Source organism: Neobacillus sp. DFD-2R (genome assembly GCF_057747865.1).
Genome location: NZ_CM173228.1, coordinates 2706187 through 2730937, shown reverse-complemented (window position 1 = coordinate 2730937; position 24751 = coordinate 2706187). Strand labels below are relative to the sequence as shown.

The 24751-nt window shown below is 33.8% G+C and carries 28 protein-coding genes and 2 pseudogenes; 27 read left to right on the top strand and 3 right to left on the bottom strand.

Going from position 1 to position 24751, the window contains the following annotated elements:
* Positions 1–4: 4 nt before the first annotated feature.
* The 7 genes and pseudogenes from AC3ANV_RS13705 (at position 5) to AC3ANV_RS13675 (ending at position 6862) form a co-directional block, all read left to right on the top strand.
* A complete protein-coding gene (locus AC3ANV_RS13705; protein WP_488314101.1) occupies positions 5–400 on the top strand; it encodes a cupin domain-containing protein in 396 nt (131 codons plus the stop codon).
* A gap of 300 nt (positions 401–700) precedes the next feature.
* Positions 701–1413: pseudogene (locus AC3ANV_RS13700) on the top strand (polysaccharide deacetylase family protein).
* A gap of 469 nt (positions 1414–1882) precedes the next feature.
* Positions 1883–2671, top strand: a complete 789-nt coding sequence (locus tag AC3ANV_RS13695) for a polysaccharide deacetylase family protein (protein WP_488314100.1) — start codon at positions 1883–1885, stop codon at positions 2669–2671.
* 1596 nt (positions 2672–4267) lie between these two features.
* Positions 4268–4519, top strand: coding sequence for a hypothetical protein (locus AC3ANV_RS13690; protein WP_488314099.1), 252 nt, complete (start codon positions 4268–4270; stop codon positions 4517–4519).
* A 113-nt stretch (positions 4520–4632) separates the two neighbouring features.
* A complete protein-coding gene (locus tag AC3ANV_RS13685) occupies positions 4633–5076 on the top strand; it encodes a hypothetical protein (RefSeq protein WP_488314098.1) in 444 nt (147 codons plus the stop codon).
* Between the two features lie 624 nt (positions 5077–5700).
* Positions 5701–6330: a nitroreductase family protein gene (locus AC3ANV_RS13680; RefSeq protein ID WP_488314215.1), complete on the top strand. Its 630-nt coding sequence runs from the start codon at positions 5701–5703 to the stop codon at positions 6328–6330.
* Between the two features lie 211 nt (positions 6331–6541).
* Positions 6542–6862: a hypothetical protein gene (locus AC3ANV_RS13675; protein ID WP_488314097.1), complete on the top strand. Its 321-nt coding sequence runs from the start codon at positions 6542–6544 to the stop codon at positions 6860–6862.
* Positions 6863–7011: 149 nt separating this feature from the next.
* Here AC3ANV_RS13675 and AC3ANV_RS13670 read toward each other — a convergent pair.
* Positions 7012–8237 (bottom strand): annotated as a pseudogene (locus AC3ANV_RS13670) (IS110 family RNA-guided transposase).
* Positions 8238–8901: 664 nt separating this feature from the next.
* On the opposite strand from AC3ANV_RS13670, the gene AC3ANV_RS13665 reads away from it, so the two are divergent.
* Together AC3ANV_RS13665 and AC3ANV_RS13660 are read left to right on the top strand one after the other, a co-directional pair.
* The gene (locus AC3ANV_RS13665) at positions 8902–9033 is read left to right on the top strand and encodes a hypothetical protein (protein WP_488314096.1); all 132 of its coding nucleotides are present in this window, start codon (positions 8902–8904) and stop codon (positions 9031–9033) included.
* Positions 8991–9485 carry a YdeI/OmpD-associated family protein gene (locus AC3ANV_RS13660; RefSeq protein ID WP_488314214.1) on the top strand — a complete coding sequence of 165 codons (495 nt, stop codon included), beginning with the start codon at positions 8991–8993 and terminating at the stop codon, positions 9483–9485. The genes AC3ANV_RS13665 and AC3ANV_RS13660 overlap by 43 nt, the downstream gene beginning before the upstream one ends.
* A 454-nt stretch (positions 9486–9939) precedes the next feature.
* Here the strand turns inward: AC3ANV_RS13660 and AC3ANV_RS13655 are convergent, their stop codons facing one another.
* Positions 9940–10410, bottom strand: a complete 471-nt coding sequence (locus AC3ANV_RS13655; protein WP_488314095.1) for a hypothetical protein — start codon at positions 10408–10410, stop codon at positions 9940–9942.
* Positions 10411–11468: 1058 nt separating this feature from the next.
* On the opposite strand from AC3ANV_RS13655, the gene AC3ANV_RS13650 reads away from it, so the two are divergent.
* The 12 genes from AC3ANV_RS13650 to AC3ANV_RS13595 all read left to right on the top strand — a co-directional run bounded on the left by AC3ANV_RS13650 (position 11469) and on the right by AC3ANV_RS13595 (position 18339).
* Entirely contained in the window at positions 11469–11822 is a 354-nt protein-coding gene (locus tag AC3ANV_RS13650; protein WP_488314094.1) for an epimerase, read from the top strand.
* A 159-nt stretch (positions 11823–11981) separates the two neighbouring features.
* On the top strand, positions 11982–12314 hold the full coding sequence (locus tag AC3ANV_RS13645) for a hypothetical protein (RefSeq protein WP_488314093.1): 333 nt from the start codon (positions 11982–11984) through the stop codon (positions 12312–12314).
* Between the two features lie 145 nt (positions 12315–12459).
* Positions 12460–12822 carry a hypothetical protein gene (locus tag AC3ANV_RS13640; protein WP_488314213.1) on the top strand — a complete coding sequence of 121 codons (363 nt, stop codon included), beginning with the start codon at positions 12460–12462 and terminating at the stop codon, positions 12820–12822.
* 150 nt (positions 12823–12972) lie between these two features.
* Complete coding sequence (locus tag AC3ANV_RS13635; RefSeq protein ID WP_488314092.1) at positions 12973–13248, top strand: CPCC family cysteine-rich protein; 276 nt, start codon at positions 12973–12975, stop codon at positions 13246–13248.
* A 321-nt stretch (positions 13249–13569) separates the two neighbouring features.
* Positions 13570–13746, top strand: a complete 177-nt coding sequence (locus AC3ANV_RS13630; RefSeq protein WP_488314091.1) for a hypothetical protein — start codon at positions 13570–13572, stop codon at positions 13744–13746.
* A gap of 172 nt (positions 13747–13918) precedes the next feature.
* Positions 13919–14179 (top strand): hypothetical protein, encoded by a 261-nt coding sequence (locus AC3ANV_RS13625; protein ID WP_488314090.1) that lies wholly within the window; start codon positions 13919–13921, stop codon positions 14177–14179.
* On the top strand, positions 14080–14289 hold the full coding sequence (locus AC3ANV_RS13620) for a hypothetical protein (protein WP_488314212.1): 210 nt from the start codon (positions 14080–14082) through the stop codon (positions 14287–14289). Before AC3ANV_RS13625 ends, AC3ANV_RS13620 begins: the two co-directional genes overlap by 100 nt.
* A gap of 194 nt (positions 14290–14483) precedes the next feature.
* Entirely contained in the window at positions 14484–15770 is a 1287-nt protein-coding gene (locus AC3ANV_RS13615; protein WP_307414353.1) for an IS110 family RNA-guided transposase, read from the top strand.
* A gap of 464 nt (positions 15771–16234) precedes the next feature.
* Positions 16235–16483 carry a hypothetical protein gene (locus tag AC3ANV_RS13610; RefSeq protein WP_488314089.1) on the top strand — a complete coding sequence of 83 codons (249 nt, stop codon included), beginning with the start codon at positions 16235–16237 and terminating at the stop codon, positions 16481–16483.
* Between the two features lie 110 nt (positions 16484–16593).
* On the top strand, positions 16594–16968 hold the full coding sequence (locus AC3ANV_RS13605) for a hypothetical protein (RefSeq protein ID WP_488314088.1): 375 nt from the start codon (positions 16594–16596) through the stop codon (positions 16966–16968).
* A gap of 581 nt (positions 16969–17549) precedes the next feature.
* The gene (locus tag AC3ANV_RS13600) at positions 17550–18020 is read left to right on the top strand and encodes a hypothetical protein (RefSeq protein WP_488314087.1); all 471 of its coding nucleotides are present in this window, start codon (positions 17550–17552) and stop codon (positions 18018–18020) included.
* Positions 18021–18150: 130 nt separating this feature from the next.
* Positions 18151–18339 (top strand): hypothetical protein, encoded by a 189-nt coding sequence (locus AC3ANV_RS13595; protein WP_088087141.1) that lies wholly within the window; start codon positions 18151–18153, stop codon positions 18337–18339.
* A 121-nt stretch (positions 18340–18460) separates the two neighbouring features.
* On the opposite strand, the gene AC3ANV_RS13590 is transcribed toward AC3ANV_RS13595, so the two are convergent.
* On the bottom strand, positions 18461–19312 hold the full coding sequence (locus AC3ANV_RS13590) for a leucine-rich repeat domain-containing protein (RefSeq protein ID WP_488314086.1): 852 nt from the start codon (positions 19310–19312) through the stop codon (positions 18461–18463).
* Between the two features lie 306 nt (positions 19313–19618).
* On the opposite strand from AC3ANV_RS13590, the gene AC3ANV_RS13585 reads away from it, so the two are divergent.
* The 6 genes from AC3ANV_RS13585 to AC3ANV_RS13560 all read left to right on the top strand — a co-directional run bounded on the left by AC3ANV_RS13585 (position 19619) and on the right by AC3ANV_RS13560 (position 24698).
* The gene (locus AC3ANV_RS13585; protein ID WP_488314085.1) at positions 19619–19924 is read left to right on the top strand and encodes a hypothetical protein; all 306 of its coding nucleotides are present in this window, start codon (positions 19619–19621) and stop codon (positions 19922–19924) included.
* 365 nt (positions 19925–20289) lie between these two features.
* A complete protein-coding gene (locus AC3ANV_RS13580; RefSeq protein ID WP_488314084.1) occupies positions 20290–21165 on the top strand; it encodes an SMI1/KNR4 family protein in 876 nt (291 codons plus the stop codon).
* A gap of 234 nt (positions 21166–21399) precedes the next feature.
* Positions 21400–22686 carry an IS110 family RNA-guided transposase gene (locus tag AC3ANV_RS13575; RefSeq protein WP_307414353.1) on the top strand — a complete coding sequence of 429 codons (1287 nt, stop codon included), beginning with the start codon at positions 21400–21402 and terminating at the stop codon, positions 22684–22686.
* A 485-nt stretch (positions 22687–23171) separates the two neighbouring features.
* Positions 23172–23582 (top strand): Imm44 family immunity protein, encoded by a 411-nt coding sequence (locus AC3ANV_RS13570; RefSeq protein WP_488314083.1) that lies wholly within the window; start codon positions 23172–23174, stop codon positions 23580–23582.
* Between the two features lie 116 nt (positions 23583–23698).
* The gene (locus AC3ANV_RS13565; RefSeq protein ID WP_488314082.1) at positions 23699–24319 is read left to right on the top strand and encodes a DUF4304 domain-containing protein; all 621 of its coding nucleotides are present in this window, start codon (positions 23699–23701) and stop codon (positions 24317–24319) included.
* A 124-nt stretch (positions 24320–24443) separates the two neighbouring features.
* Positions 24444–24698 carry a hypothetical protein gene (locus tag AC3ANV_RS13560; RefSeq protein ID WP_488314081.1) on the top strand — a complete coding sequence of 85 codons (255 nt, stop codon included), beginning with the start codon at positions 24444–24446 and terminating at the stop codon, positions 24696–24698.
* The last annotated feature ends 53 nt before the right edge of the window (positions 24699–24751 follow it).

Genomic DNA, 24751 nt, shown 5'->3' with positions numbered 1-24751 from the left:
AAAAATGAAAAATGAACAATTGAGTAATAGCACAATCTTTCCATTGGGGCAAAAAGTTGAAGCAAACTTTATCGGCGATGCTTACTTACAAATGGTGTTTACCGATCCAACGCCACTCAATACATCAATCGGGAATGTTACCTTTGCTCCAGGAGCCCGCAATAACTGGCACTCACACAAAGTTGGACAAGTTTTGTTAGTTACTGGTGGTGAAGGTTGGTATCAAGAAGAGGGTAAACCAGCTCAACTACTTAAAACGGGTGATGTGGTCAACATTTCGCCGAAAGTAAAACATTGGCATGGTGCCACAAAAGACAGTTTTTTTGTTCACTTAGCAATGACACCAGGTGAAACTGAATGGTTAGATCCAGTCGATGATGAATGGTATAATAATTTATAATTGAATTAGTGTATATAAAAAGCCGATTTTCCACGAGGAATTCGGCTTTTTTCTTTAACTTTGTGAAAGATTGTACTTAAACAAACGGGTGCAATAGTTGCAGATCAGGCTGTCATTTGGCAGCTTTTCTTATTGAACTAAATGGCAGGATACTTGAATAAGGAAATCATGCAAGTGGTTAATATATGCAAATTAGGGTTTTTAATGGGTTTTAACTGCACTATGCCAATTACCACATATAACCTCGATTAATCGAGTAAATTAATATAACATGATAAAGAAATGGAGGCATATAAGGTTATGAAAGGAGTATGTTTGCTAGTTACACTTATCTGTTCCTGTTTTATTACCTATATCAATGCCTCTGCTGAAATGATAAGGAGAAATGAAATTGAACCAACCGGACAAGTAGTTTGGGAAGTTCATACATCGAAAAAGGTAATCGCTTTAACGTTTGATGATGGACCTAATCCTAAATATACACCACAAGTGCTTGAACTCTTAAAGCAATATGGGCACATGCTACCTTTTTTGAAATTGGATACAGAATGGAGCAATATCCGAAAATTGTCCAACAAGTAGTGCAAGCTGGTCATGAATTAGGTAATCATTCGATGACACACCAGTATGAAAATAAAGCTGGAGTTCAATATATGGGCTTAGACATTATTAAAGCTGATAAAATTATCCAAAAATATCAGCCCAATCATCTTAAGTTATTTCGACCACCTGGTGGATATATAGACACATCCTTACTACAAGAAGCGAAACAGCTTGGATATAAAGTTGTACTTTGGTCTTATCACCAGGATACAAAAGATTATTCGTTACCAGGAGCACAAGTAATAGCTGATCATATTATTCGCCATGCAAGAAATGGGGATATTGTACTTTTCCATGATGGCGGTGGGGACCGAAGTCAAACCATTCAAGCTCTAAAATCGATTCTTCCTTCCCTTAAACAACAAGGATTTCAGTTTGTAAGTGTTTCAGAATTACTCCATTTACAATAGCCAAAACCATCAAAAATTTATTTTTTGTAAAATTTGACTATTTATAAAAAAAGGCTGTTTCGACAGCCTTTTTCTTATTGAACTAAAGTGGGAGTTAGTTGAACAAAGGAAAGAGAATAATACTTAATATCTTTCCTAATAACTATAGCGTAACAACCAAAGAAATGAGGAATTACCTTTGTTCAAAGTAATATGGCATATTGTACCTATATTATTTTGGGTAGCAATTTTTTCTCTAATAATTATTAGTGGGATTTACCACATTTATTAATTAACAGGAGCATTACTGGAAAACGGTAATGCTTTTTCTTCTTCAAGTACGTGGCAGTTTCCTTCAATAAACACAATAGTTCCGTACTGTAAAACTTGATCCTGCAGCCATTGCATAACCTGTTTCCAATAAATATTTTTAATGAAACTTCAAAAAATAAGTACATCATAAAAGAGGAGCGTATTCAATGAAAAAATTTTGTTTATTACCGTTATTTTATTGATTACTTTATTCTGTTTTCAAGTAAATTCGAATGCATCCACTAAAAGTCGAGAAGCATATGAAAAAACAGGGCGTGTTATTTGGGAAGTAAACACAAAGGAAAAGTTAGTTGCCCTTACTTTTGATGATGGGCCTCACCCTGTTTTCACACCACAAATTCTCGATATATTAGCAAAACATGATGCTAAAGCTACCTTTTTTGTAGCTGGTAATAAAGTGGTCAGATTTCCAGATCTTTTAAAAAGAGAAGTGAAAGAAGGACATGAAATTGCCAATCATACTTTCCACCATATTTATGGGAATATTACCTCCGCAAAACTTTCATCTGAATTAAAAGAAACAGATAAAATTATTAAGAAATTCACAGGTTTAAAGCCATCTCTCTATCGTCCCGTGGGAGGTTTTCATAATGATGTAATCATTAATACAGCTATAAAAAATGGGAAAGAGGTCGTATTATGGTCATGGGATCAAGATTCTCGTGATTGGGCAGATCCTCCAGCAAGTCAAATTTGCAGTTATATAAAAAAAGGAGTAAAGCCAGGCAATATCATCTTATTTCATGATTGGCATGGTAGTGAATATACTCAAACTTGTTCTACTGTTAAAGCATTAGATACCATTTTAGGTTTTTTAGACAAAAATGGTTATAAATGTGTAACAGTATCTGAATTGCTCTACCGTTCAACGCAAATAATTTCAGATTCTTTAGGAATCTATCCTTCAAAGAAAGGAAAAACTTCTCACATTGATTTAATGTTTTAAAACATTTTTCTTATGGTCTTTTTACAATTCTTATTCAAGTAACGGGTGCGCTATTAAATAAGAATCTTTATCCCGGAAGCAATGGAAATCTTTTGGAAAGTTGATAAACCCACCAACATCCATTTGGGCTTTTAATTTATCAACAAAACGTTTATTAGAAGTCGCAGTTAGGGAAATAAAAATAAAGAAAATCCATTGGTGTCCACCAATGAAACCACCCTAATCTAACCCAAGCCAGGATTCTTGCTTGTTTCATATGCAAAGTTACCTACTACTATCGAACCCAGGAAACTACCAAGCATAAAGCCGAAGATAGGAACTTGAATTCCCCCCTGCGATATGGTTCCTCCAATTAGTGCAAGAGACAATGCTATTAAATCTCGAATGCAAGCATTAATGATCAATTTCCAGATGAAAAAGTATATTGATGTAAACAATAAAAAAGATATATATTATAAAACACAAAAGAGACTGGGATATCCAAGGTTCTTTTTTTATGTCATAATTAAACATAAGACAAACTCTGGTTTGATCAGTAGGTTACATCTGCTTTATTTTTTATGATTGAAGTTAGTTTGTTCAATGAACGTTGAAGATATTTATATGCTTGTTTTCTTACTAAATTATTAAATAGAGGTGAAAAATTTGTATAAAGTAGGTCAAAAATTTGTGTACGCTAAAGATAACGACAAGCCTATTTTAAATGGTGCCAAAGTCATTGAGATCACCGGTAAATTCGAAAACGGTATTTCAGCAAAATCAGATCTGAATTCAATCATATTTATACCAATCGAATATTTAGACCATTTGGTAAGAACAAACACATTCACTTTATCTGTGTAATTTTAACTGACCTGTTCGCTACGGTGGATAGGTATTTTTGCAGTTAAAAATATTTTGAAAAATAAAGAAAATAGTTTTGAGTTGGTATGAGAATGCTGCATCTTAGATTTTAGTTTGTCATCACTTAAAAAACCGCAGATATCAATTTTACAACTTCAGAGGATCAATTACCTTAAGTGTAGCAAATATAATGTATTCCAGTCTAAGACAGCTCTCTTTTACAGTATTATTTGATTTCAATATAGGTATTTTTGTACACCTTTGCTACCCCGTTGTAATATAACGATTCTTAACTATCGTGTTCTGTTAGTTAAATCGTATTTTATTTACACTAACTATCAATACATTATTAGTTCTGAAGCATCATACTTACTTTAAAATCCACCTGCTGGTCTTACAATCATCTCACTAACATCCACGTTGCTTGGCTGCTCAATAAAAAACGCGATTGCACGAGCAATTGCATTAGGTGACATAAAACTTTGATAGCAAAACATATTTTTATCCAAATCAGAATTGGTTATATTGGTTCCCAACTCATATTGTATCTGTCCTGGACAAATAATCTTCACACGGAGGTCCCATCCGACTTCCTGACGTAGAACCTAAAAGGAAGATTGTGAAGAATTGTACTTAAGCTAACGGGTGCTTTAGTTTCACAATCAACGGGCTTTCGGCAGTCCTTTTTCATTATAATTATTTAACTAAAGTGCTGGTTAATCGAAGAAAAGAGAACGAAGGGGAAGATTGTTTATGTTAGTGTTAGTTGGTATCATTCTCATTTTAATAGGTCTGGTTTCTTCTGTAATTCTTATTAGGCATGCCTATAAAGAGTTCAAGAAAGATGAATCTAACCCATTAAAAAAATTCTTTTTTTTAATTCTGGAAATCCTTGATTTTTCATCTGGTTTGTCTAGCCCCACTAGTTTTATTAGTTTCGGTTTAATATTGTCCCTTGGGGCTGTACTTATTGGTTTTGCAATTATATGGAGTTTGTTTCACTAACGGGTGCTTTACTTCAACAGGAGTAAAGCCTTTTTCTTATTCAAGTGATTGGCAGTATAGTTGAATAAGCATAGATGATATATTTATTGTAAAAAGATAAAATAGAGGTAATTATGGAAATAGGACAAAAGAAATTATATAATGATGCATTTGCTGAAAAAGGTTTGAATAATGTAGTCCTTTGGGATGTACAAAATATCAAGGATGGGCAACTAATAAGAGTAAAATTTATTAGCAAAAGTTCGCAACATAGACAAGGATTATGGCTGCGTACAGACGAAGGAATTGTAATCCCAGAATTAAGTGATGAAATAATTCCGAGTGTCACGCTTTGGGAAGATACTGCACCGAGAGAAGTAATTTGTAAATGCTTTAGTACAGACGGTAATTTAAGCGTTTATAATATTTGGGATAAGGGCAATGGAAGCCAGTCACAAGGATATACATCGGGTATGTTAATTGATGAACAGAACGATGGTATTTTAATTTATAAATGTAATGATTATGGTTTTGAAACTGACTTTACTGATTTAGTATTTTCTCTTGAGAAATTATAACGTTCTTATTCAAGTAACGGGTGCTTTACTGAAACAAATAATAAATTAAAAAGAGCCTCAATTATGCAAGTTTTTATACACTACTTGTTATTTAGGCTCTTTTTATATTCATAAAACATACTGCCTTTTTGTTTGCTAAAAACAGTTTGACTTCATTTTATGAGAGAATCATGTTCGTAAAGGCTCCATGTCAAAGGACATTAGTTTTAATCTAATTTCCATTTAAGTGTTTCACTTAAATGAGCAAAAACTGTGTTATTTAACTAGACGGTCACAGCTGATTGACCGTTCAGCCTTTTTTTATCAATAAGGTACACACATTGGAGGATGCAGCCTCGATCAAGGGTGGTAGGATGCTACTTAGAAAGCTTTGTTTACCGAAGGAGAGCTGGAAGCGGGTCAAACTGTGCACATTCATACGCCACTGCAATTATCCGACATATTCCGACAGTTTGAGAAAGAAGTTTGACACTTATAACTATAACATTTATGATTACAGTTAATGGTTACTGATTGGGTTGCAGTTTATGATGGAGGCATTTTCCAAACAATCGACTGTTTACTCTCTCAACTCTGTAACAAACTATACTGAATCCATTTTTATATCGGAGGAAATCTGTAATGATTCAACAAACTGTACAATCAGAAGTTTTAAAAGTGTTGAGCGACCGTCGTGCTGTGAAACAATATAAAGTCAGCCACCGAATGCCGAAAGAGGATCTTGAGCAATTGCTGAAATCCGCTTCCGAAACGCCATCTTCTTGGAACCTTCAGCACTGGAAGTTCCTTGTTATCGAAGATCAAGCCCAGAAAGAAAGACTGCTTCCAATTGCTTACGGACAAAAGCAAATCGTGGAAAGCTCCGTCGTGATCGCTGTTTTGGGTGATCTTGAAGCGAACAAAAATGCAGAACTTGTTTTTGGTCCTGCTGTAGAAGGCGGATTTATGTCAAAAGAAGTGATGGACACTTTAGTTAATCAAATTAATGGAGCATACCAATATCCGCAAGTTGCACGGGATGAAGCGATCCGTAATGGCTCCTTGGCTTCTATGCAACTTATGATTGCTGCGAAAGCAATGGGTTACGATACTTGTCCGATGGGTGGTTATGACGCGGTCAAATTTGTAGAAGCGTTTAATGTTCCTGCCCGTTATGTACCCGTGATGCTAATCACCGTTGGCCTTGCTGCATCGCCGGCAAGACCGTCCGGCCGTCTTTCTCTGGATCAAATTACTATTAAGAACACATTTTAATAAAGATTGCAAAAAGGCATGGCTCTATCTTAAGAATCATGCCTTTTTTCGTACAAATATGGAAAAGGTAGGTTGTTAAATTAAATATGTGTCCTCTCGAAAGGACTGAGTCATTAATTCTAACACTAATCTAAGCTATTCATTCACTAAATGGGCTCATAGAAAAATAGTTCTATGCTAACGATAAAAATCTTTTTAAGGGGCTAAAAATTTGTTAATAAGAACTTTTATTCAAGCTGGGACGAGAAAAGAAGCTGAGGGCTGCTTAAAAAATTTATTAAGTTTGGCAGAAACATTAAATTTAAAATTTACGGTGACAAATTTTGAACCTTATTGGAAATTTGATGATAGCTTTCAAATAGAAATTAGCGGAACCGAACCAACAGATGAACAATTAAGAAAGTTTTTAGAAGGCACTGCATCAAAATGGGATAGGTTTCCAAATAGCTTTTTGGCAACCAGAACGCTTGAAGGTTGTACAATCTTCTTTGATAACATTGAATTTATTCAAATATTCGATAAAGATTTCTAAATTTCAAAATTAGTTTGTGAAATATTGTACTTACACTATCCTGAAAATAAAATATGGTAAAAGCGTGTTTTTAGGAAACTAGCCCCCAGTAAAATCCAATTTTTTTAAAGATCTGGGAGGGGTAACTAACTATATTTTTTTAACTATAATTACGCAATAGCTTCAATTGTAACCTTACAGCCAAGATTCTCTAATCGCCTTATTGATTGTTTAATCACGATTTCTTTCTTTCGTCTGTCAAAGTAATCTGCGCCCAACTCTACATAGGGTACTCTTTTGTTTAACATGTGATAAGCAATGGTTAAAATGGTATGTCCAACCGCAACTGCTGCCCGTTTTTTCCCAACTCTTGCTGATAAACGGTGGTATTGGGATGAAAGATAGGTGTTTTTTGTCTTTGCTGCTGAATGTGCTGCTTCAACAAGTGCTGCTCTTAATTTTTTATTACCTTTTCTCGTTTTTCCGGGATTTTTTTCCCAGCACTTTCATTGTTACCTGGAACCATTCCAGCCCACGAACATAAATGCGGAGCTGAAGGAAATTGTTTTGAAATATCCATGCCAATACCAATCTCAGCCAAGAGCTGTTCAGCGTGACCTCGACCTATTCCAGGAATAGAATCAAGTAGTTCAATATCTTCTTCATAAGGTTGCATACGTTGTTTGACTTCTTCGCTTAACCTTTCAATCTGTTGGTCCATAAAGTCAATGTGTGAAAGTTGAGTTTTTAACATCATTTTTTGATGGGGTCCAACGGATCCAATTAAAGCACGTTCTAAATCATCCTTTTTTTTCTTCAATCTTGCTTTAGCTAAGCTTGATAACGTCTCTGGATTGTTGACACCATTAATAATCGCTTCAATTATTGCTCGACCTGATACACCCATAATGTCAGTCGCAACCGAAGAAAGTTTGATATTGGCACCTTCTAACACCTTTTGGATTCTACTAATCTCCCTAGCCCTTTCTTCAATGAGACTTCGTCTGTATCGAACTAACTCACGCAACTCTCTTTGCTCTCGATTAGGAATATAACTGTGTTGAAGTAGACCGTGGCGCAGCAATTTCGCAATCCATTCTGCATCTTTAACATCGGTTTTACGACCAGGTACAGCTTTAATATGAGCAGCATTTACAACCATCGGTTTTATTTCCTCTAGTTCTAATAGATTGTAAATGGGTTTCCAATATACGCCTGTACTTTCCATCGCAACGTGAGTACAACGTTTACCTTTAATCCAATCTACCAATTTGAAAAGATCATGTGTCATAGTACCGAAGGTTTCGATTTCTTTTCCTTTTTGTGTAATTGCACAAGCAGTAATACTTTTTTTGTGGACATCAAGTCCACAACAGCGATTATATACAACATCCATTATAAAAATCCTTCCTAGGCTGAAGTAAATTAAGGCTGGTGCAACAACCATATAAGATTAATCTATCCTGCGTGCTTCTCAACAGAGAGCAACAATTTGTGGTGCACCTGGTCGTAGTGAATCAGTCTACCATGCGGGCTCAAAAGCACCATAGTTGATCGACCTTCCTTCGCTAGCCATATTAACAGGATTGACAGGAGGAGAGGGAACTAGACTAGCATAAAAACATTTTCATTCATTTGATGGTGCCGCGAAAGCGGCATGAGTGTCTACCATGAAAATAAGTTTCCTCAAGATTAGTAAAATGACAATACTTAAGAAGACCCTGCTCAATCGTAAAAAAAAGAGGAGAGCGTTAATTAATAAGTCTATGAATTGGTTGACTGGATTAAGGTCAGTATCAGTATTGACACTTCCTTACCATTTTCATTCTCTGTGGTGAAGCACTGATTTTGCGCTTCATGGATGGCTAACGGGTGCTATACTTCAATAACGATATTCCGCATTCGGGCGCGATTATCTAAAAATGATCGCGTCTATTTCGAGTTTAGGGTCAGTTGAATAAGGAATAGAGGTATTGAACTTTCCGTTGTAGAATACTCTAATCATTGGCATGGAGTTCGAATTGGGTTGAATAAATGAAACAACTCAGGAGGTGAATGAAGTGGTAAAAAATTCGAGTGAATACTCTATTCAGTTCTTTGAAGACCAAGAATCATGGGAGAATTGGCTTGAGAAAAATCATGAAATTTCATCGGGTATAGGCTGCAAATTGCGAAAAAGAAATCTGGAGTAGTTTCTTTATCCTATGAAGAAGCGTTAGAGAGTGCTTTATGTTACGGATGGATTGATAGCCAGAAGGAAACCTTTGATGAAAAGACTTGGCTTCAACGATTTACACCACGAGGCGCTAAGAGCATCTGGTCAAAAGTGAATAAAGAAAAAGCAGAACTTTTTATCAAAAATGGTAGAATGAAGCCTTCAGGAATGAAGGCAATTGAAATTGCTAAACAAAACGGACAATGGGATAGGGCTTATGAGCCGCAGAGCAGTGCCACCGTACCAGAGGATTTTGAAAATGAACTTATTAAGAATTCTATAGCAAAAGCATTTTTTGAAACTCTTGATAGCCGGAATCGATATGCAATATTGTTTAGAATCAAGAGTGCCAAGAAACAAGAAACTCGAATGAAACGAATTCAACAATTCATAATGATGCTTGAAAAAGGTGAAAAAATTTATCAGTAGATAATAGTTTATTTTGCTAATATCGCATAACTCTGATATCGCAGACGGGTAATGTGGAAGGTCATTGACTAGCTGGGGTTAAACATATCAGGATACGACCTATAGGAGACAAGGGACTCTAAGTTCCTGTAAGATTGTTAAGCTAGAGAGCTTAGCTGAAGAAGATGAGACAATGTAAGCTGTTTTTAAATATTTCGTTATTCCATTATCGGGCGCTATCCTGGAACAAGGAAATGCGCTCTTTTTTCATTTTAGAGCCTGATTGTGAACGATTGTACTTAACGAACGGGCAGTTTAATTGAATAAGGACCCGTTATCTACATAAATAAAGAGGCTTCTAAAATTCATAGCCTCCCTTTAATATTTATCAAAATAATATTTCCTGCCAAGTGTAGCGGTGACTAAACAACGTAAGGATTCCCCCAAGATAATGGGACAGTCCTTTTTTATAGTATTAACCAAGCTTCAGCTTCTTTTCTGCCTTACAAATCAATTTGTAATATCCTAATAAGAATAGAAAAAGTATCGGGTCAATAATAGCAGAGTAACGCAACTTCCACCAACCATAATGGAAGTAACCCCATGGTTTAGGGAGTGTAGTAATCATTTCATAAAGTAAAATCCCTATTACCCAAATGATAAGGTAAAAAGTTTGTTTTATTAATTTAGTTCTAAATGGATACCAATTTAAAAACATCATATTTACTGGTGGTATCAACACAATATAAGCAGGAAGTGATGCCCAATCAATATCTTTTGTGAAATACCAATATCCAAGATATTTGGCATCAACGAAAACATCAAAAAGCACCTGAAATGCAACTGTAAATGTCCAAATGTGATATATTTGATTAGTGGTGAGTCTTTTATTGGTTTTAAATGCAATGAAATTAAAAATGATTATTGCGGTAATTAGACCTATCATAAATTTTTCCTTTTTTTGAATTAACTTGCCCTTCAGGTAAGGTATTAATACAGCTTAACAGTGTTTATATACTTGTATATGGACTTTATTTTCGTTGATATTTGAACTCCTTTTCATATGGAACAAGACTTTTTATTATAATGGCTGGAAATTGTGGTATTCTGCATTGTGTTATCCAATCTTATTTTTAACTTTGATTTTTTTTTGACAGGTATACCGTATATTTAGAAGAAAGAGTAAAAATGGCTAAATGGCTTACGAAGTAGATTGTGAAGTATTACACTTAAAGTAAAGGGTGCTTATGTTTAAGACGGAATGGCTATGGCTATTCCTATTTTTCTGTTCTTCAACTGTTTAAAAATAATAAGTAAAATGGAATTATTTACATTTTTGGGGTATTTTGATAATGTTCGTGTAAAAAAACCATAAAACCAGCACGGAGGTAAATACCATGTCGGCATTTGAATATGTAATTGAGAGATTTGTTGATATTATTTCTTGGATGTTCAAGGCAAACAAAAATAGAAATGAAAAGCTCAAAAAAACGCCAAGAAAAAGTAAAAAAAATTAAACTTTTTAAAACAGAAATGGTTAGCAAATGAAAATTTAATTTATCAAGAAGAGAGTCGCCATTTTTCTTATTTCTAAATCAAGATTGTGAAATATTGCACTTAAACTATCGGGTGCAAGAGTTAAAGAATGTTATTTCAAAATGAAAGAATTAGGCGGTAAACGATGTTGTTACTTATGGCTATTATTGGAATTTTCATAGGGATTTTTCGTTCAATCCTCTCAATTAAAACAGGGGATAAAAAGAAACTTTATAATTCGTTACTGATGATATTAATTTGGGTAATTGTTATTTTTTTGTATTATTTTTACATATTTTAAAAGAATTAATATCAAATTTGTTCTTCAACTAACGGGTTAACGGGTGCTTGAGTTAAACAAAAGAGTCGCTGCTGTGGCTTTTTTTTCTTGTTCCACTAATGGTCAGGATAGTTTAACAAGGAATGTTATAATTTAAGGTATTAAGAGGTTAGAAAGGGACGATTTTAATGGGCGAAAAAAGCCTTGATTTTTTTGGCGAAATTTTAATGAACAAAGTGCGTGATGAAGCTATTGACGACTGGGAAAGAATTATTGATGGAAAAATGAAAGATGAAGAAAGCGAAAGAAATTATAATTCATTATCTGATAACGAAAAAGAACTGATAAGGAAGATTGTGCCTAAAATTGTTGATACCACACTACACCATTTATTGTGGACATTAGAACAAGATGAAGCATTGGAACTTATGGTATATGACGGAAACAAAAAAGAAAACATTGCCGAGATAAGTGACGGACTCACAGGTGAATTGCACACGGAGGATGGTTGGATTTATCGTTTTAGTAATAAGGAAAAATGATATTGCCTTATTCAGCTAACGGGTAGCAAGAGTTGAAGATGAAGATCGCTGCGGCGGTCTTTTTTCTACTTCAACTAAAGGGCAGGTTAGTTGAAGAAGGAAATGGTAAAATGTGCTATCATTTTTATAATGGAAATTGATAAATAAAGGGGGGGCCAAGTGGAAATTTATTCAATAACTAATTTTGAGGAATTAAAAAACCTAAATTTTCACGATGATGTACTTCAAAATATAGTCGTTAATTATAAGAATAAAGAAATACTAATACACTTAATAAAAGTAGGAACTCAAGATGCTAACCCAAAAGAAATTTGGTTGTTCTTTATTGAAGCATCTAAATTTCACGTTCCAATGGTTGAACCGTGGGGAAGAAGCCATTCTGTTTATTCAATTGAATTTAAAAAGCACTCAGATAAACAGATAAGAACTGAAATATTGTTGCAGTCTGGAGACGAAATAACTTGTATTTCTAAAGCAATAAAAATACAGTAACCTTATTCAGCTACCGGGTGCGTTTCTACAATAAGTGGAGACGCATTTTTCTTATTGAAGTAACGTTTCAGATTAGTTAAACAAGGAACATTTGGAATTGTGTTATATTTAAATTAAATGTCTAGTTATCGGGGTGTCCTTATTGATGAAGATAATTTGCCAAAAGTGTAATGTAGAAATTTCAAAACCAGTTACGGAATTGGATGACTTATCATTACTTAACAATAATGATGGTGAAGCTTATATCCCTGAAGGATTTTTTATAGTTGATGAAGGTGAAGAAGATATTGGAACAAAAGGGACCATTATTATAAATCTAAAGGATTTAATTAATTCAAACTATCACCCAGATGAAAGCAGACTAAATGGTTGTTGTGGTTATGACGGCTTAGATGGTATAAACAGGGTTTGCATCAATAACCACGAAATTGGAACAGAAAATTCAGACTGCTGGATGCCACATTTTATTGCATTAGAACCGTATTTAGTTAAATTGATTAATAACTAAAGGAAATGTCTTATTGCACTAACTGGGTGCAAGAGTTGAAGAACAGGGCTGTCGTTACGACAGCTTTTTCTTATTGTGCAAACGGAAGCAGTTCTGTGAAAAAGCTATGATAATATTAATTAACGATTAGTATTGAAGAGGTGAAGATAAATGAAAAAGTATCCCTGCCCTTGTTGCGGTTATAAGACTTTAGATGAGGAACCTCCTGGGACAGACATTATATGTAAAGTATGTTTTTGGCACGATGATTATGTTCAAGCAAAAGATGTTGATTTTTGGGGTGGTGCAAATGACTTATCATTAAGAGATAGTCAAAAGAATTTTTTGAAGTTCGGGGCAGTTGAAGAAAGATTTATAAAAAATGTAAGAAAACCTACTATGGAAGAAGCAAGAGATATAAATTGGAAACCATTAGCCGAAAAATAATTATTCCTTCTTCAACAAACGGGTGCTTGAGTTTAACAGTGGGGTTGCTGCGACAATCCCATTTCTTATTCAACAAACGTGGCAGGTTTATTAAGGGGGAAAAGAAATCCAAATGAAATATAAAAAATCCGTTATTATATATGATATTATTTTTCTTGTTTTACTTTGGGGATATGGATTGTATCGTTTGTTCATGAAAAATGATGAATTCATGGTCATAGCAATGCCGTTATTTACTTATTTGTTATTTAGAAAAACAAAGCAAAAACCATAATCCCTTATTGAACGGCTGCTTTACTTAAATATCGGGGGGCTAACTTTATGACCTTAAAAAAAACCATGATTTCTGTATTTATTGCTATGATTTTTTCTATTGTTATTCGTTCAATTCTTCGTGCCAATGGCATTTACATTCTAGATGATAATATATTTGTTGGGGCATTACCATGGCCGGTACTTTTTTTATTAATTGTCTTAATTCTTAAAAAGAAGGACTGAATGATAAAACTTATTCATTGATAATATCTTGTTGAACGTGGTGCTTGAGTTTAACAGTGGGGTTGCTGCGGCAATCCCATTTCTTATTCAACAAACGAAGCAGTTTAGCTGAAGAAGGAAAAGCGGTTTCTTCGTGGAATTATAAAGTAATTGCTTGTGCGAGGTGATTAAATTGATTAAAAATATTGAACTTATAATGGAACAAGCGAAAGATTTTACGCTTCAAGATATAAAGTTTATTGTTGGATTCTTTTTAAGTTTTAAAAGTGAATTTTTAGAAGGTACTTCCTCACTGGATATTGATTTTATTATTGAGGTTACGGAAAACAATATATTACCCGATTTCGCTTTTCTAATCCTGAGAGTATTAACTTTGAGAGTGGTGGTCGATTTCACCAAATATACCTTGATATTCACGATATTAGAGATTTAGGTTGGGAAAATAAGAATTATGAAGTAACCGATTATGAAAATAGCACACTCAATTTTTACTGTTCGGAAGTTGAAGTGATTTCTGTACAAGAAACACATTATTTGATTTAGTCATCTTCAACAAACGAGTGCTTTTGTTAAAGATGATGATCGCTGCGGCGGTCATTTTCTTGTTGAATTAACTGGCAGCATTCCTGTAATGAAGAAATATGAGGTTTGAATATAAAAAAGCCCCTTGGTAAGATATGAGTGTCCAAAGCTTGGCGGCAAAAAGGACACAAACAAATTACCAGGAGGCTATTTAAATGAATTATAACCAAAATGAAAAGATTGCTCAAATTACTTCTCAAACATTAATTATAGGTGTTGATATTGCTAAATACAAGCATGTGGCAAGAGCTCAAGACTTTAGAGGTTTAGAATTTTCGGCACCCTATTACTTTGAAAATTCAAATTCTAGCTTTAACTGTTTCATAGAATGGATTAAAAATTTAATGGATCAAAACAAAATGGAAAAAGTGATTGTAGGAATGGAGCCGACAGGTCACTATTGGCTTAATTTAGCTCACTTTCTTAAAGAAAAAAATATTAAATTTGTAGTTGTAAATCCTATGCATGTAAAGAAGAGTAAAGAGCTGGATGATAATTCTCCAACGAAAAATGATGTAAAGGATGCAAGAGTTATTGCACAGTTGGTCAAAGACGGGAGATATGCTGAACCGAATATTCCGCATGGAGTTTATGCAGAACTTCGAGTGGCTCGAAAAATACGTAATCTCCTAGCTGTTGATCTTCAAGCAGTTCAGGGGCAAGTCCATAATTGGATAGACCGCTACTTTCCAGAATTCCTTACGGTATTTAAAGATTGGGAAGGTAAGTCGGCGATCCAATTATTAAAACTAAATTTATTGCCTCATGAGTTAGTGAACCTTTCGGAACAAGAAATATTAATACATCTTCGAAAAGCTGTTAAACGTGCAGTTGGAATCGGTAGAATAAAAGAACTAAAGCAGGTTGCCACTGATTCTATCGGCATTCGTGAAGGTTCGGGTATGGCTAAATTAGAGCTAAGCACGTTAATAGACAAATATGAGCTTATAAAGGAAAAGTTCGAAGAACTGGAATCTAAAATAGATAAACTTCTTGAACAAATTCCTGGTGTTGAACAAATGTTGGCGATTAAGGGAATAGGGAAAGACACGGTTGCAGGCTTTTATGCGGAGGTTGGAGACTTAGGCAACTACACCCACCCTAGACAGATTATCAAATTGGCTGGGCTGAGCCTGAAGGAAAATACATCTGGAAAGCACAAAGGACAAACCAAAATTACCAAGAGAGGAAGGAAGACTTTAAGAGCACTCCTCTTTCGGGTGGCAATGCCTTTGGTCGCTAAAAATAAAGCTTTTAAAGCATTACATGAGTATTTTACAAAACGCCCAAATAATCCATTAAAAAAGATGCAATCGTTGATTGCAATATGTAACAAGCTTATACGAATTCTGTTTACCATCGGTAAAAAGCAGTGTGAATTTAGTGAAGAACGTATGTTAAGGGACATTCCTCATATGGCGGAATTACAGATAGCAGCTTAAATTTCTTTTAGTGAAATTCATTAAGTAGTAGTTTTATTGTTTTAGACATTTGAAGCACGGATTAGTCAGTAAATCAACTAAAATACGGGCAAGGACCCTGTCTGGCAGCATGACTGACATCCACCTCATGGAAAGGTTGGACGAAGGAATTTTGGAGCTTGGACTCTGTGAGAAATGGGAGGGTTGACCTCCATGAGAAATGTGGAGATCTACCAGTGCGACCATACTTTATCTAGTTATCCAACTTTTGGATAAGGTTGGTTTGGTTAACTATAAGTTTCTTTTTCACTTTGTCCCCAAAATTATCCTTTAGTACACTATAATTCCAATATTCAAATGGACTTTAAAACAAACTACTACGAAATTTGGAGAAAACAAGAGAAATCGTGAGATTTTCCTTTCTATATAGAGGGAGAATAGTTTAATAACCAAAACGTAAAGATATTTATTAGGTGGTTTGAAATATGATTGTAGAAATATATCAAAACCCCAAAAATGTAAAAGTAAATGGTACTTATCGTTTTGATTACATTGTTGATGATATAGGTGAGAATTTTGAAGCAATAATCTCTAACAAAAAGATTAACACTGGTGATATATTGACAGTTATTGCAAAGGTAAAAAGTAAAAAGTTTATTTCAGGATTTGGATATATCTTTTATGATTATGAAATAGAACAATGTTCTGAAATTGATGTTAGCTTTTGTGAGTAGATATAGAAAAAAGTCCTTACTCAACTAACGGGTGCAAGAGTTGCAGATCAAACTGTCATTTTTGTTGAACAAGAACCTGTTAAAATAGTGATAAAAAAGGTGATGGGAAAATGGCTATATTTCCAGAAGAAAACGACTTTCTTTCGTTATTTGAATGTGAACCAACGTTATTAGATAGCACTTCGAAAGACTTGCCATTTTATTATAATAAAGCAACATACCGATTTTCTAATGGAGAAGAAGATTTTATTGTTACACTTTCTCCCTCTTATGGTGAAGTGAAAATACAAGTAACTCAGCGTGCTTCAAATAGATTGTTATCACTTTTGGACCTAAAACGGGTTGATAAATTTGAAATTACAGCAGATAAGAAAGATCATTCAAGCGTGCTATTAACAGTTGTTAATGAGGACTCTCAACAAATGATTGAAATTGATTTTAAGCCTTATTTTAAACAGATTTTTAAAGAACATTTTACTCGGTAAGTACAAATTCTTATTAAGCTAACGGGTGCAAGAGTTGCATATAAAGCTGTCATTTTGGCAGCTTTTCTTATTGCACTAAAGGGGCAGGTTTTTTAAGAAGTACGGGGATAATAAAGTCTTATATTTCCATATGTAAGAACAGGCTATTATAGTAAAATTGTTTATATCTTCGTTGTGTTTGGAGGTTTTTATGGCTAACTTCTTCCTAAAAAATTCAAATATTAGGTTTGCCAAGTTGTTTCTTCACTTAATTCTACTTATGGTTATCCTATCGATTTTAGTAAACGTAGGTACAGATATTGTTTCTGTGATTATTGGGCACCTCATTGAGTATAAAACTACTAATGTAACTACTCTCGTTCTAATTTGGCTTTTCCTTGCATTACAAAGTAATAAATATAAAAAGAAAGAAAAATGATTCGTGATAACGGGATGGCTGCTGCTTTCCTGTTTTTTATTGTGCTAAAGTGGCAGGCAGGTTACTTGAAGAAGGATTGTTGATTCTAACTGCCGAAATATTTAACAGGAACGATGAGGACTATTAGCTTCTTATTAATGATAGTTAAGAAAGAGATGAAAATATGGAAACTCCAATTTTGTTTTATAAAATACATCAAGATGAAGTTGACCCTATTGATTATATAAATTGGGCGTTAAAGATGTTGGAAAATAATTTTGATTCGTTTTCTTTGAACATACTTTCATCTCTAAGTGAACCACTCAATATTTTTGAGGTAGAAGATTATTTTAAAAGGGCGTTAAGGGAATTAAAAATGCAAGAACCTACTTTTGAAGAGTGTGCTGAATATTACATTCAGAAGTTAGCAAAAAGGATACTTGAAGAAGAAAATAGTGCAATTGATTTAGCTTATAAGATTTATGAAATAGTTCGTGAACTTGATAATTGCGATGGTCTAGAAGAATGGTACAACATTAGTGAAATGATAGATGATTTTCGATATGGAGATAATATTTCAAACTTAAGTAAGGTTGCTTTAATTGTAACCATAGAGAAAGAAGTCAAAAAGCTATTAAATAGGAAAAGAAACTAACTTCCTTCTTGAACTAACGTGTGCTTTAGTTGAAGAAGCCATAAGGACCTAAATGGTCCTTTTTATATTTGGTAATAAAATACGAATTTCATTTATTGTATTGGAAATACTATCTGTCGAGGTGAAATAAATGAGCAGATTTAAAGTTGTGTTTGAAAATACAATCCAAAGTGGTGGGTTTTCATTGGAGCAGTATTTGATAACATTACATCAAGAAAAAGATATGTTGGATTCATTTGATGGTCATGATGATTACGAGTTGGACATGAGGTTATTTGAAGGGGAGATTCAGAAAGTTAACCGATTGTTGGAGAGCTAAGGCTCTCTTTTTTATTTATAAAATAAAGATTTTATTTTCTTCTTCAACTAACGTGGCATTTAGTGGAATAAAGGCATTACTTTTCTGACAAAAAAAGGAGCTAGAGAAATCTAAGCTCCGATTACCAATACTTTTCATCATTTAATTCTTTAAAAGTATGACTATAATGTTTTTTATCAAAAAAACCAGAGTATTCGAGTCCTATACAAGGTGAAAGGTCTCCGTCTACAATGTTAGTGTCTCTAAACATAAATTGCTTTAAATTTGGCATTTGCATAATAAAACGAATATTATCGATTTCACCACAATTAATAAACTTTAGGGTTTCTAGTTTTTGAAGACAAGATACTGCATCAGGGTTTTGTATTTTTTTACAGGTTTCAAACCTTAAATCAATAAGACAATTCTTAATGCCATCTAGTTCTTCAATACTTTCAAGCTTTGATGCTCTATATAGTTCAAGGTAGTTTAATTTTTGTAAATGCTTTATCCCGTTTAATGATACAATATTAGGCAAACATAAAATTATTTCTTCTAAAGAGGTTAGCTCACTCAGTTCAATTAGGTTCTTGGTTTTAGGTTTATATTTTGTTAAATAAAGTTTTTTTAGATTATAGCATTTGTCAACTCCGACCAAAAATTTTGAGTCGTTTACCTGTAAATCCTCCAGATTCTTAAAATAAGAAACGTCTAAAATTCCTTCTGGCTCGTCAGCATACAGATACTTTAAATTGCTTAAATGGTATAACCCAGAAAAATCACTGATTCTTGTATAAAGAAAATGAACATGCTCAAGAGATGGACAATCCTTTAAAAAGTTCACATGATTCAAGCGGTATAATTCAGAACTTATCAATATTTTGTCGATTCTATTATTATTTATATATTCTACATATTCATCTAATCTATTTTCTTCAATCTCAATACAATTTAAATTTTCATGGAATTTAAATTCACTTTTAACTGAACTCATTGTAAGTAGCCACCTTTTTGTGAGTCTTAGTAAGAACATTTTACAGTAAGTAATTGTTATTTTAAATGTTGGAGTAAAATTATTGGTAGAAAAGAAGCGTTCTTGTTCAACTAACGGGTGCAAGAGATAAAGATCAGCTGCCATTCTCGGCGGCTTTTTTTATTGAAGTAGCGTGGCAGGATTGTTCAATAAGCAATTTAAATTAAGGGTTCAATTTCCAGTTGTAAAAACCATTTGGTAATGTAAAATTCAATTATTCACTAGACTAATGTTTGTTAAAATTTATAAAAAATTTGGTGATACATAATGAAAATAAAAGAATATTTTTTTCTTGTTCTAGTACCATTAATAGCGTTGGTAGCCATTATTTTGCGTCTAACTCATACTATAAGTAGCATTACTTTAGGGACAATTGGTTTCATTTTTGCTATCTTAGGATTTGTACGTTCTGCAAGTTCAGATACTTTGAAAAAAGAAGAACACCCAATCAAGGATTTAAAAGAACATTTTAATCCAATTAAAAAGCGAAATAACTTTGTTGTTGGATGTGTAATATTTATAGGAATTTTTTACTTATTAATTCTGATTCTTAGCATTTTTGGTCAATTGTGATTTTTCATTATTACGAACAGGTACTTTACTCAAAAATCATCTGACATTTAAAGAGACGATTGGAGTTGATTTTTTGAATGCAACGCCAGCTATAATAATTGGATTAATAATGGTAGCTTTTTCTCTTTTTAGGCGAAAAAAGAAATAAGCAAGATTGTAAAGGAATGTACTTAAAGTAACGGGTGCGATTGTTCAATAAGAGCAATCGCTTTTTTCTTTTTCAAGTAACGGGGCAGCTTAGTTGAAGAAGAAATCCTTTATTTTATTGAATAAATAGAGGGTTTTTTATAATAAATATCGAAAAAATTCATAGTTAATTTAAATGTAGTATGACAAAGTAATCCGTTAGTAACATGGAGGAAGAGATGAAGAAAGTAATAAACATGATTAATCCAAGTTCGAAAGTGGCTGGCGTGTCGTTAGTTGAATTGAAAAGAACAGAAAAAGCACTTGGTGCTATTTTTCCAGATGAATACAAGGAACTTTTTTTAGAAACGAATGGAGCAAAATTTGGCGATTGGACTTTGTTCCCTATTCAAACTAATGAACAATCGGCATTAACAATTGATATAGTAAAACAAAATCAGAACAGACCCAAAAATCTACCGAGTGATTTGGTTTGTATTGGTGAAAAAATGAGTGGTGACAAACTTTGCTATCGAATTAGGAAAAGATTTATGCAGGAACTAATTTATACTTGGAATGACAAAACTGGGTTAGGCAAATATGCGTCTTTATCATTAAGTGAATTTATTGATTGGCATGTGCCGAAAGTGAATACTAATAAGCCTAATATACTTGGCACTTTTATGGTTGAAAGTGGAAAGCTAATTGTTACTGACCCGTACTATAAAGTGGATGAAGAAGCTGAATTGCAAATCGTACTTTTAAATGTGAAAAATGGTAACTGGACAGCTTCCATTTCTTATACTCCTGATGAAGTTGTTAAAAACTTATATGTATTTTATGGGGAAAAGAAACCAAGTGGAAAATGGCATGTTTGCGATAAACAGATTGGGGTTGACTCTGCACAAGCAGGAATTTTTGATTTTAAAACATTTGGTAGAAACGAAGCCATCCAGTTTGATGAGGTAGTTGCTTCAGATGCACAGAGGGGAGTTGTCTCAGATGGTGCGGTTTCAATGTCTGGTTATGGTGACGGAATGTACGAGGTGAAAGTAAAATATAACATTTCAAAAAAGGTTGTTGGAGTGATGATTGACTTTGTAGATGAGGAATAATGCTATTCTACAACGAGCAGTGAAATACACCTTTGTATATTCAGCTAACGGGTGCTTGAGTTAAACAATCAGCTGCCATTATTACTGGCGGCTTTTTCTTTATTCAACTAAATGGCAGCATTCCTGTAATGAAGAAATATGAGGTTTGAATATAAAAAAGCCCCTTGGTAAGATATGAGTGTCCAAAGCTTGGCGGCAAAAAGGACACAAACAAATTACCAGGAGGCTATTTAAATGAATTATAACCAAAATGAAAAGATTGCTCAAATTACTTCTCAAACATTAATTATAGGTGTTGATATTGCTAAATACAAGCATGTGGCAAGAGCTCAAGACTTTAGAGGTTTAGAATTTTCGGCACCCTATTACTTTGAAAATTCAAATTCTAGCTTTAACTGTTTCATAGAATGGATTAAAAATTTAATGGATCAAAACAAAATGGAAAAAGTGATTGTAGGAATGGAGCCGACAGGTCACTATTGGCTTAATTTAGCTCACTTTCTTAAAGAAAAAAATATTAAATTTGTAGTTGTAAATCCTATGCATGTAAAGAAGAGTAAAGAGCTGGATGATAATTCTCCAACGAAAAATGATGTAAAGGATGCAAGAGTTATTGCACAGTTGGTCAAAGACGGGAGATATGCTGAACCGAATATTCCGCATGGAGTTTATGCAGAACTTCGAGTGGCTCGAAAAATACGTAATCTCCTAGCTGTTGATCTTCAAGCAGTTCAGGGGCAAGTCCATAATTGGATAGACCGCTACTTTCCAGAATTCCTTACGGTATTTAAAGATTGGGAAGGTAAGTCGGCGATCCAATTATTAAAACTAAATTTATTGCCTCATGAGTTAGTGAACCTTTCGGAACAAGAAATATTAATACATCTTCGAAAAGCTGTTAAACGTGCAGTTGGAATCGGTAGAATAAAAGAACTAAAGCAGGTTGCCACTGATTCTATCGGCATTCGTGAAGGTTCGGGTATGGCTAAATTAGAGCTAAGCACGTTAATAGACAAATATGAGCTTATAAAGGAAAAGTTCGAAGAACTGGAATCTAAAATAGATAAACTTCTTGAACAAATTCCTGGTGTTGAACAAATGTTGGCGATTAAGGGAATAGGGAAAGACACGGTTGCAGGCTTTTATGCGGAGGTTGGAGACTTAGGCAACTACACCCACCCTAGACAGATTATCAAATTGGCTGGGCTGAGCCTGAAGGAAAATACATCTGGAAAGCACAAAGGACAAACCAAAATTACCAAGAGAGGAAGGAAGACTTTAAGAGCACTCCTCTTTCGGGTGGCAATGCCTTTGGTCGCTAAAAATAAAGCTTTTAAAGCATTACATGAGTATTTTACAAAACGCCCAAATAATCCATTAAAAAAGATGCAATCGTTGATTGCAATATGTAACAAGCTTATACGAATTCTGTTTACCATCGGTAAAAAGCAGTGTGAATTTAGTGAAGAACGTATGTTAAGGGACATTCCTCATATGGCGGAATTACAGATAGCAGCTTAAATTTCTTTTAGTGAAATTCATTAAGTAGTAGTTTTATTGTTTTAGACATTTGAAGCACGGATTAGTCAGTAAATCAACTAAAATACGGGCAAGGACCCTGTCTGGCAGCATGACTGACATCCACCTCATGGAAAGGTTGGACGAAGGAATTTTGGAGCTTGGACTCTGTGAGAAATGGGAGGGTTGACCTCCATGAGAAATGTGGAGATCTACCAGTGCGACCATACTTTATCTAGTTATCCAACTTTTGGATAAGGTTGGTTTGGTTAACTATAAGTTTCTTTTTCACTTTGTCCCCAAAATTATCCTTTAGTACACTATAATTCCAATATTCAAATGGACTTTAAAACAAACTACTACGAAATTTGGAGAAAACAAGAGAAATCGTGAGATTTTCCTTTCTATATAGAGGGAGGTTAGTGGAAGAAGGATTCAGTAAACCCAATAAAGAAATGTTTAATTAACAAACTTTTGAGGTGTTAAAAATGGATATTTTTATGAGTGGAGAAATTCAAGGTGATATTGATGAAATATATCGTGAGATTCGCAATGATATTGAAGAAAAGCTTAAACCCCTAAGAAATAAAGATTATGGAAGTGAATTAACCAGTATTAGTGTCATTCCAATCATTGTAACTCCAGAACTTGAGGAAGCAGGTTTTTTTAAGGAAAGAAAGCTATTCAAGAGGAAAGAAAAAGATGCGGATTATAGACTAAGAATTGATTACGAAAAATTTATCAATAGTGACAGTAATACACAGAAATTATTGGTAATTAAAAATATAATTGATTGTGTGAGGTCATTGGGAAAGAAAGCAAAAAAAGATTTTGATGCTTTGTCATTGGAGAGAGACATTCTTCAATTACTTGATATTGATGAGATGTTCTTCAACTAACGTGTTGCAATAGTTAAAGATATTACTGCTGCCATTTACAGCAGTTTTTTCTTATTTAACGTTGCAGGAGAGAAAAAATTGTATAAGAGTTTATTGAAAAAGGTGATTTCAAGAAGATGATAATGCAGGAAGTGTTAAAAGAAATAGTTACAGGAGTTATTCATAAGAAATTAAAGCTCGAAGGATTTAAAAAACAGGGTAAAAATTTTTATAAACCGCTGAATCGATTAGGATGGTGTTTAGAGGTTCAATCAGATAAATGGAATACAAAAGAGAATGTTGAATTTACCCTTAACGCAGGAATATTCATCCCACTTTCCTATGAACTGGATTGGAATAAACCCTCTCCCTCTTTCCCTAAAGAAGTGGATTGTGCTATTAGAAAAAGAATTTCAGAATTAAGAGGCTTAAGAACAGATCCCTGGTATGTTTTAAACCACCAAACATCGGTGGAACAATTAATGCTAGAAATAGACCATCATATTGAACTTTATATATTGCCGTTTTTCCATAAGTACCAAGATTTAAATTGTGTAATGTCCGAAAGGAAAAAAAATCACGAGATATTAAGTAACTTTGCTTATGCTGCTTTACTTGCTGATTCAGGGAATCTAAATAAGTCAAAGGAAGTTTTTTTGAATCTACACAACACCTCTGAGTTTGGTAGTTATAGAGCGAAAGTCAGAAGAGCAGCATCGGTGTTCGGAATAGAAATACCACGTTTAGAAAAGAAATGATTTAATCTCTCCCAATTTCTTCCTCAACGGGTGCTTTACTTCAAGAAGGGGTAAAGCCTTTTTCTTATTCAAGTAACGGATGCAGGATAGTTCAATAATCAAGATTTATTTGGTGGTGTGAAATATGATTTTAGAAATTTATCAAAACCCTAAAAATGTGAAAGTAAAAGGCACATATGGATTTGATTACATTGTTGATGATATAGGGGAGAATTTTGAGACAATAATTTCAAACAAGAAGATTAACAATGGGGATATATTGACAGTTATTGCCAAGGTTAAAAGTAACAAGTTTTTTTCAGGATTAGGATATATCTTTTATGATAACGAAATAGAACAATGTTCTGAAATAGACGTTAGCTTTTGTGATGAAATATAAAAACACGTTCTTCCACTAACGAAGCAGGTTTGTTGAAGAAGAAGCGTGACATA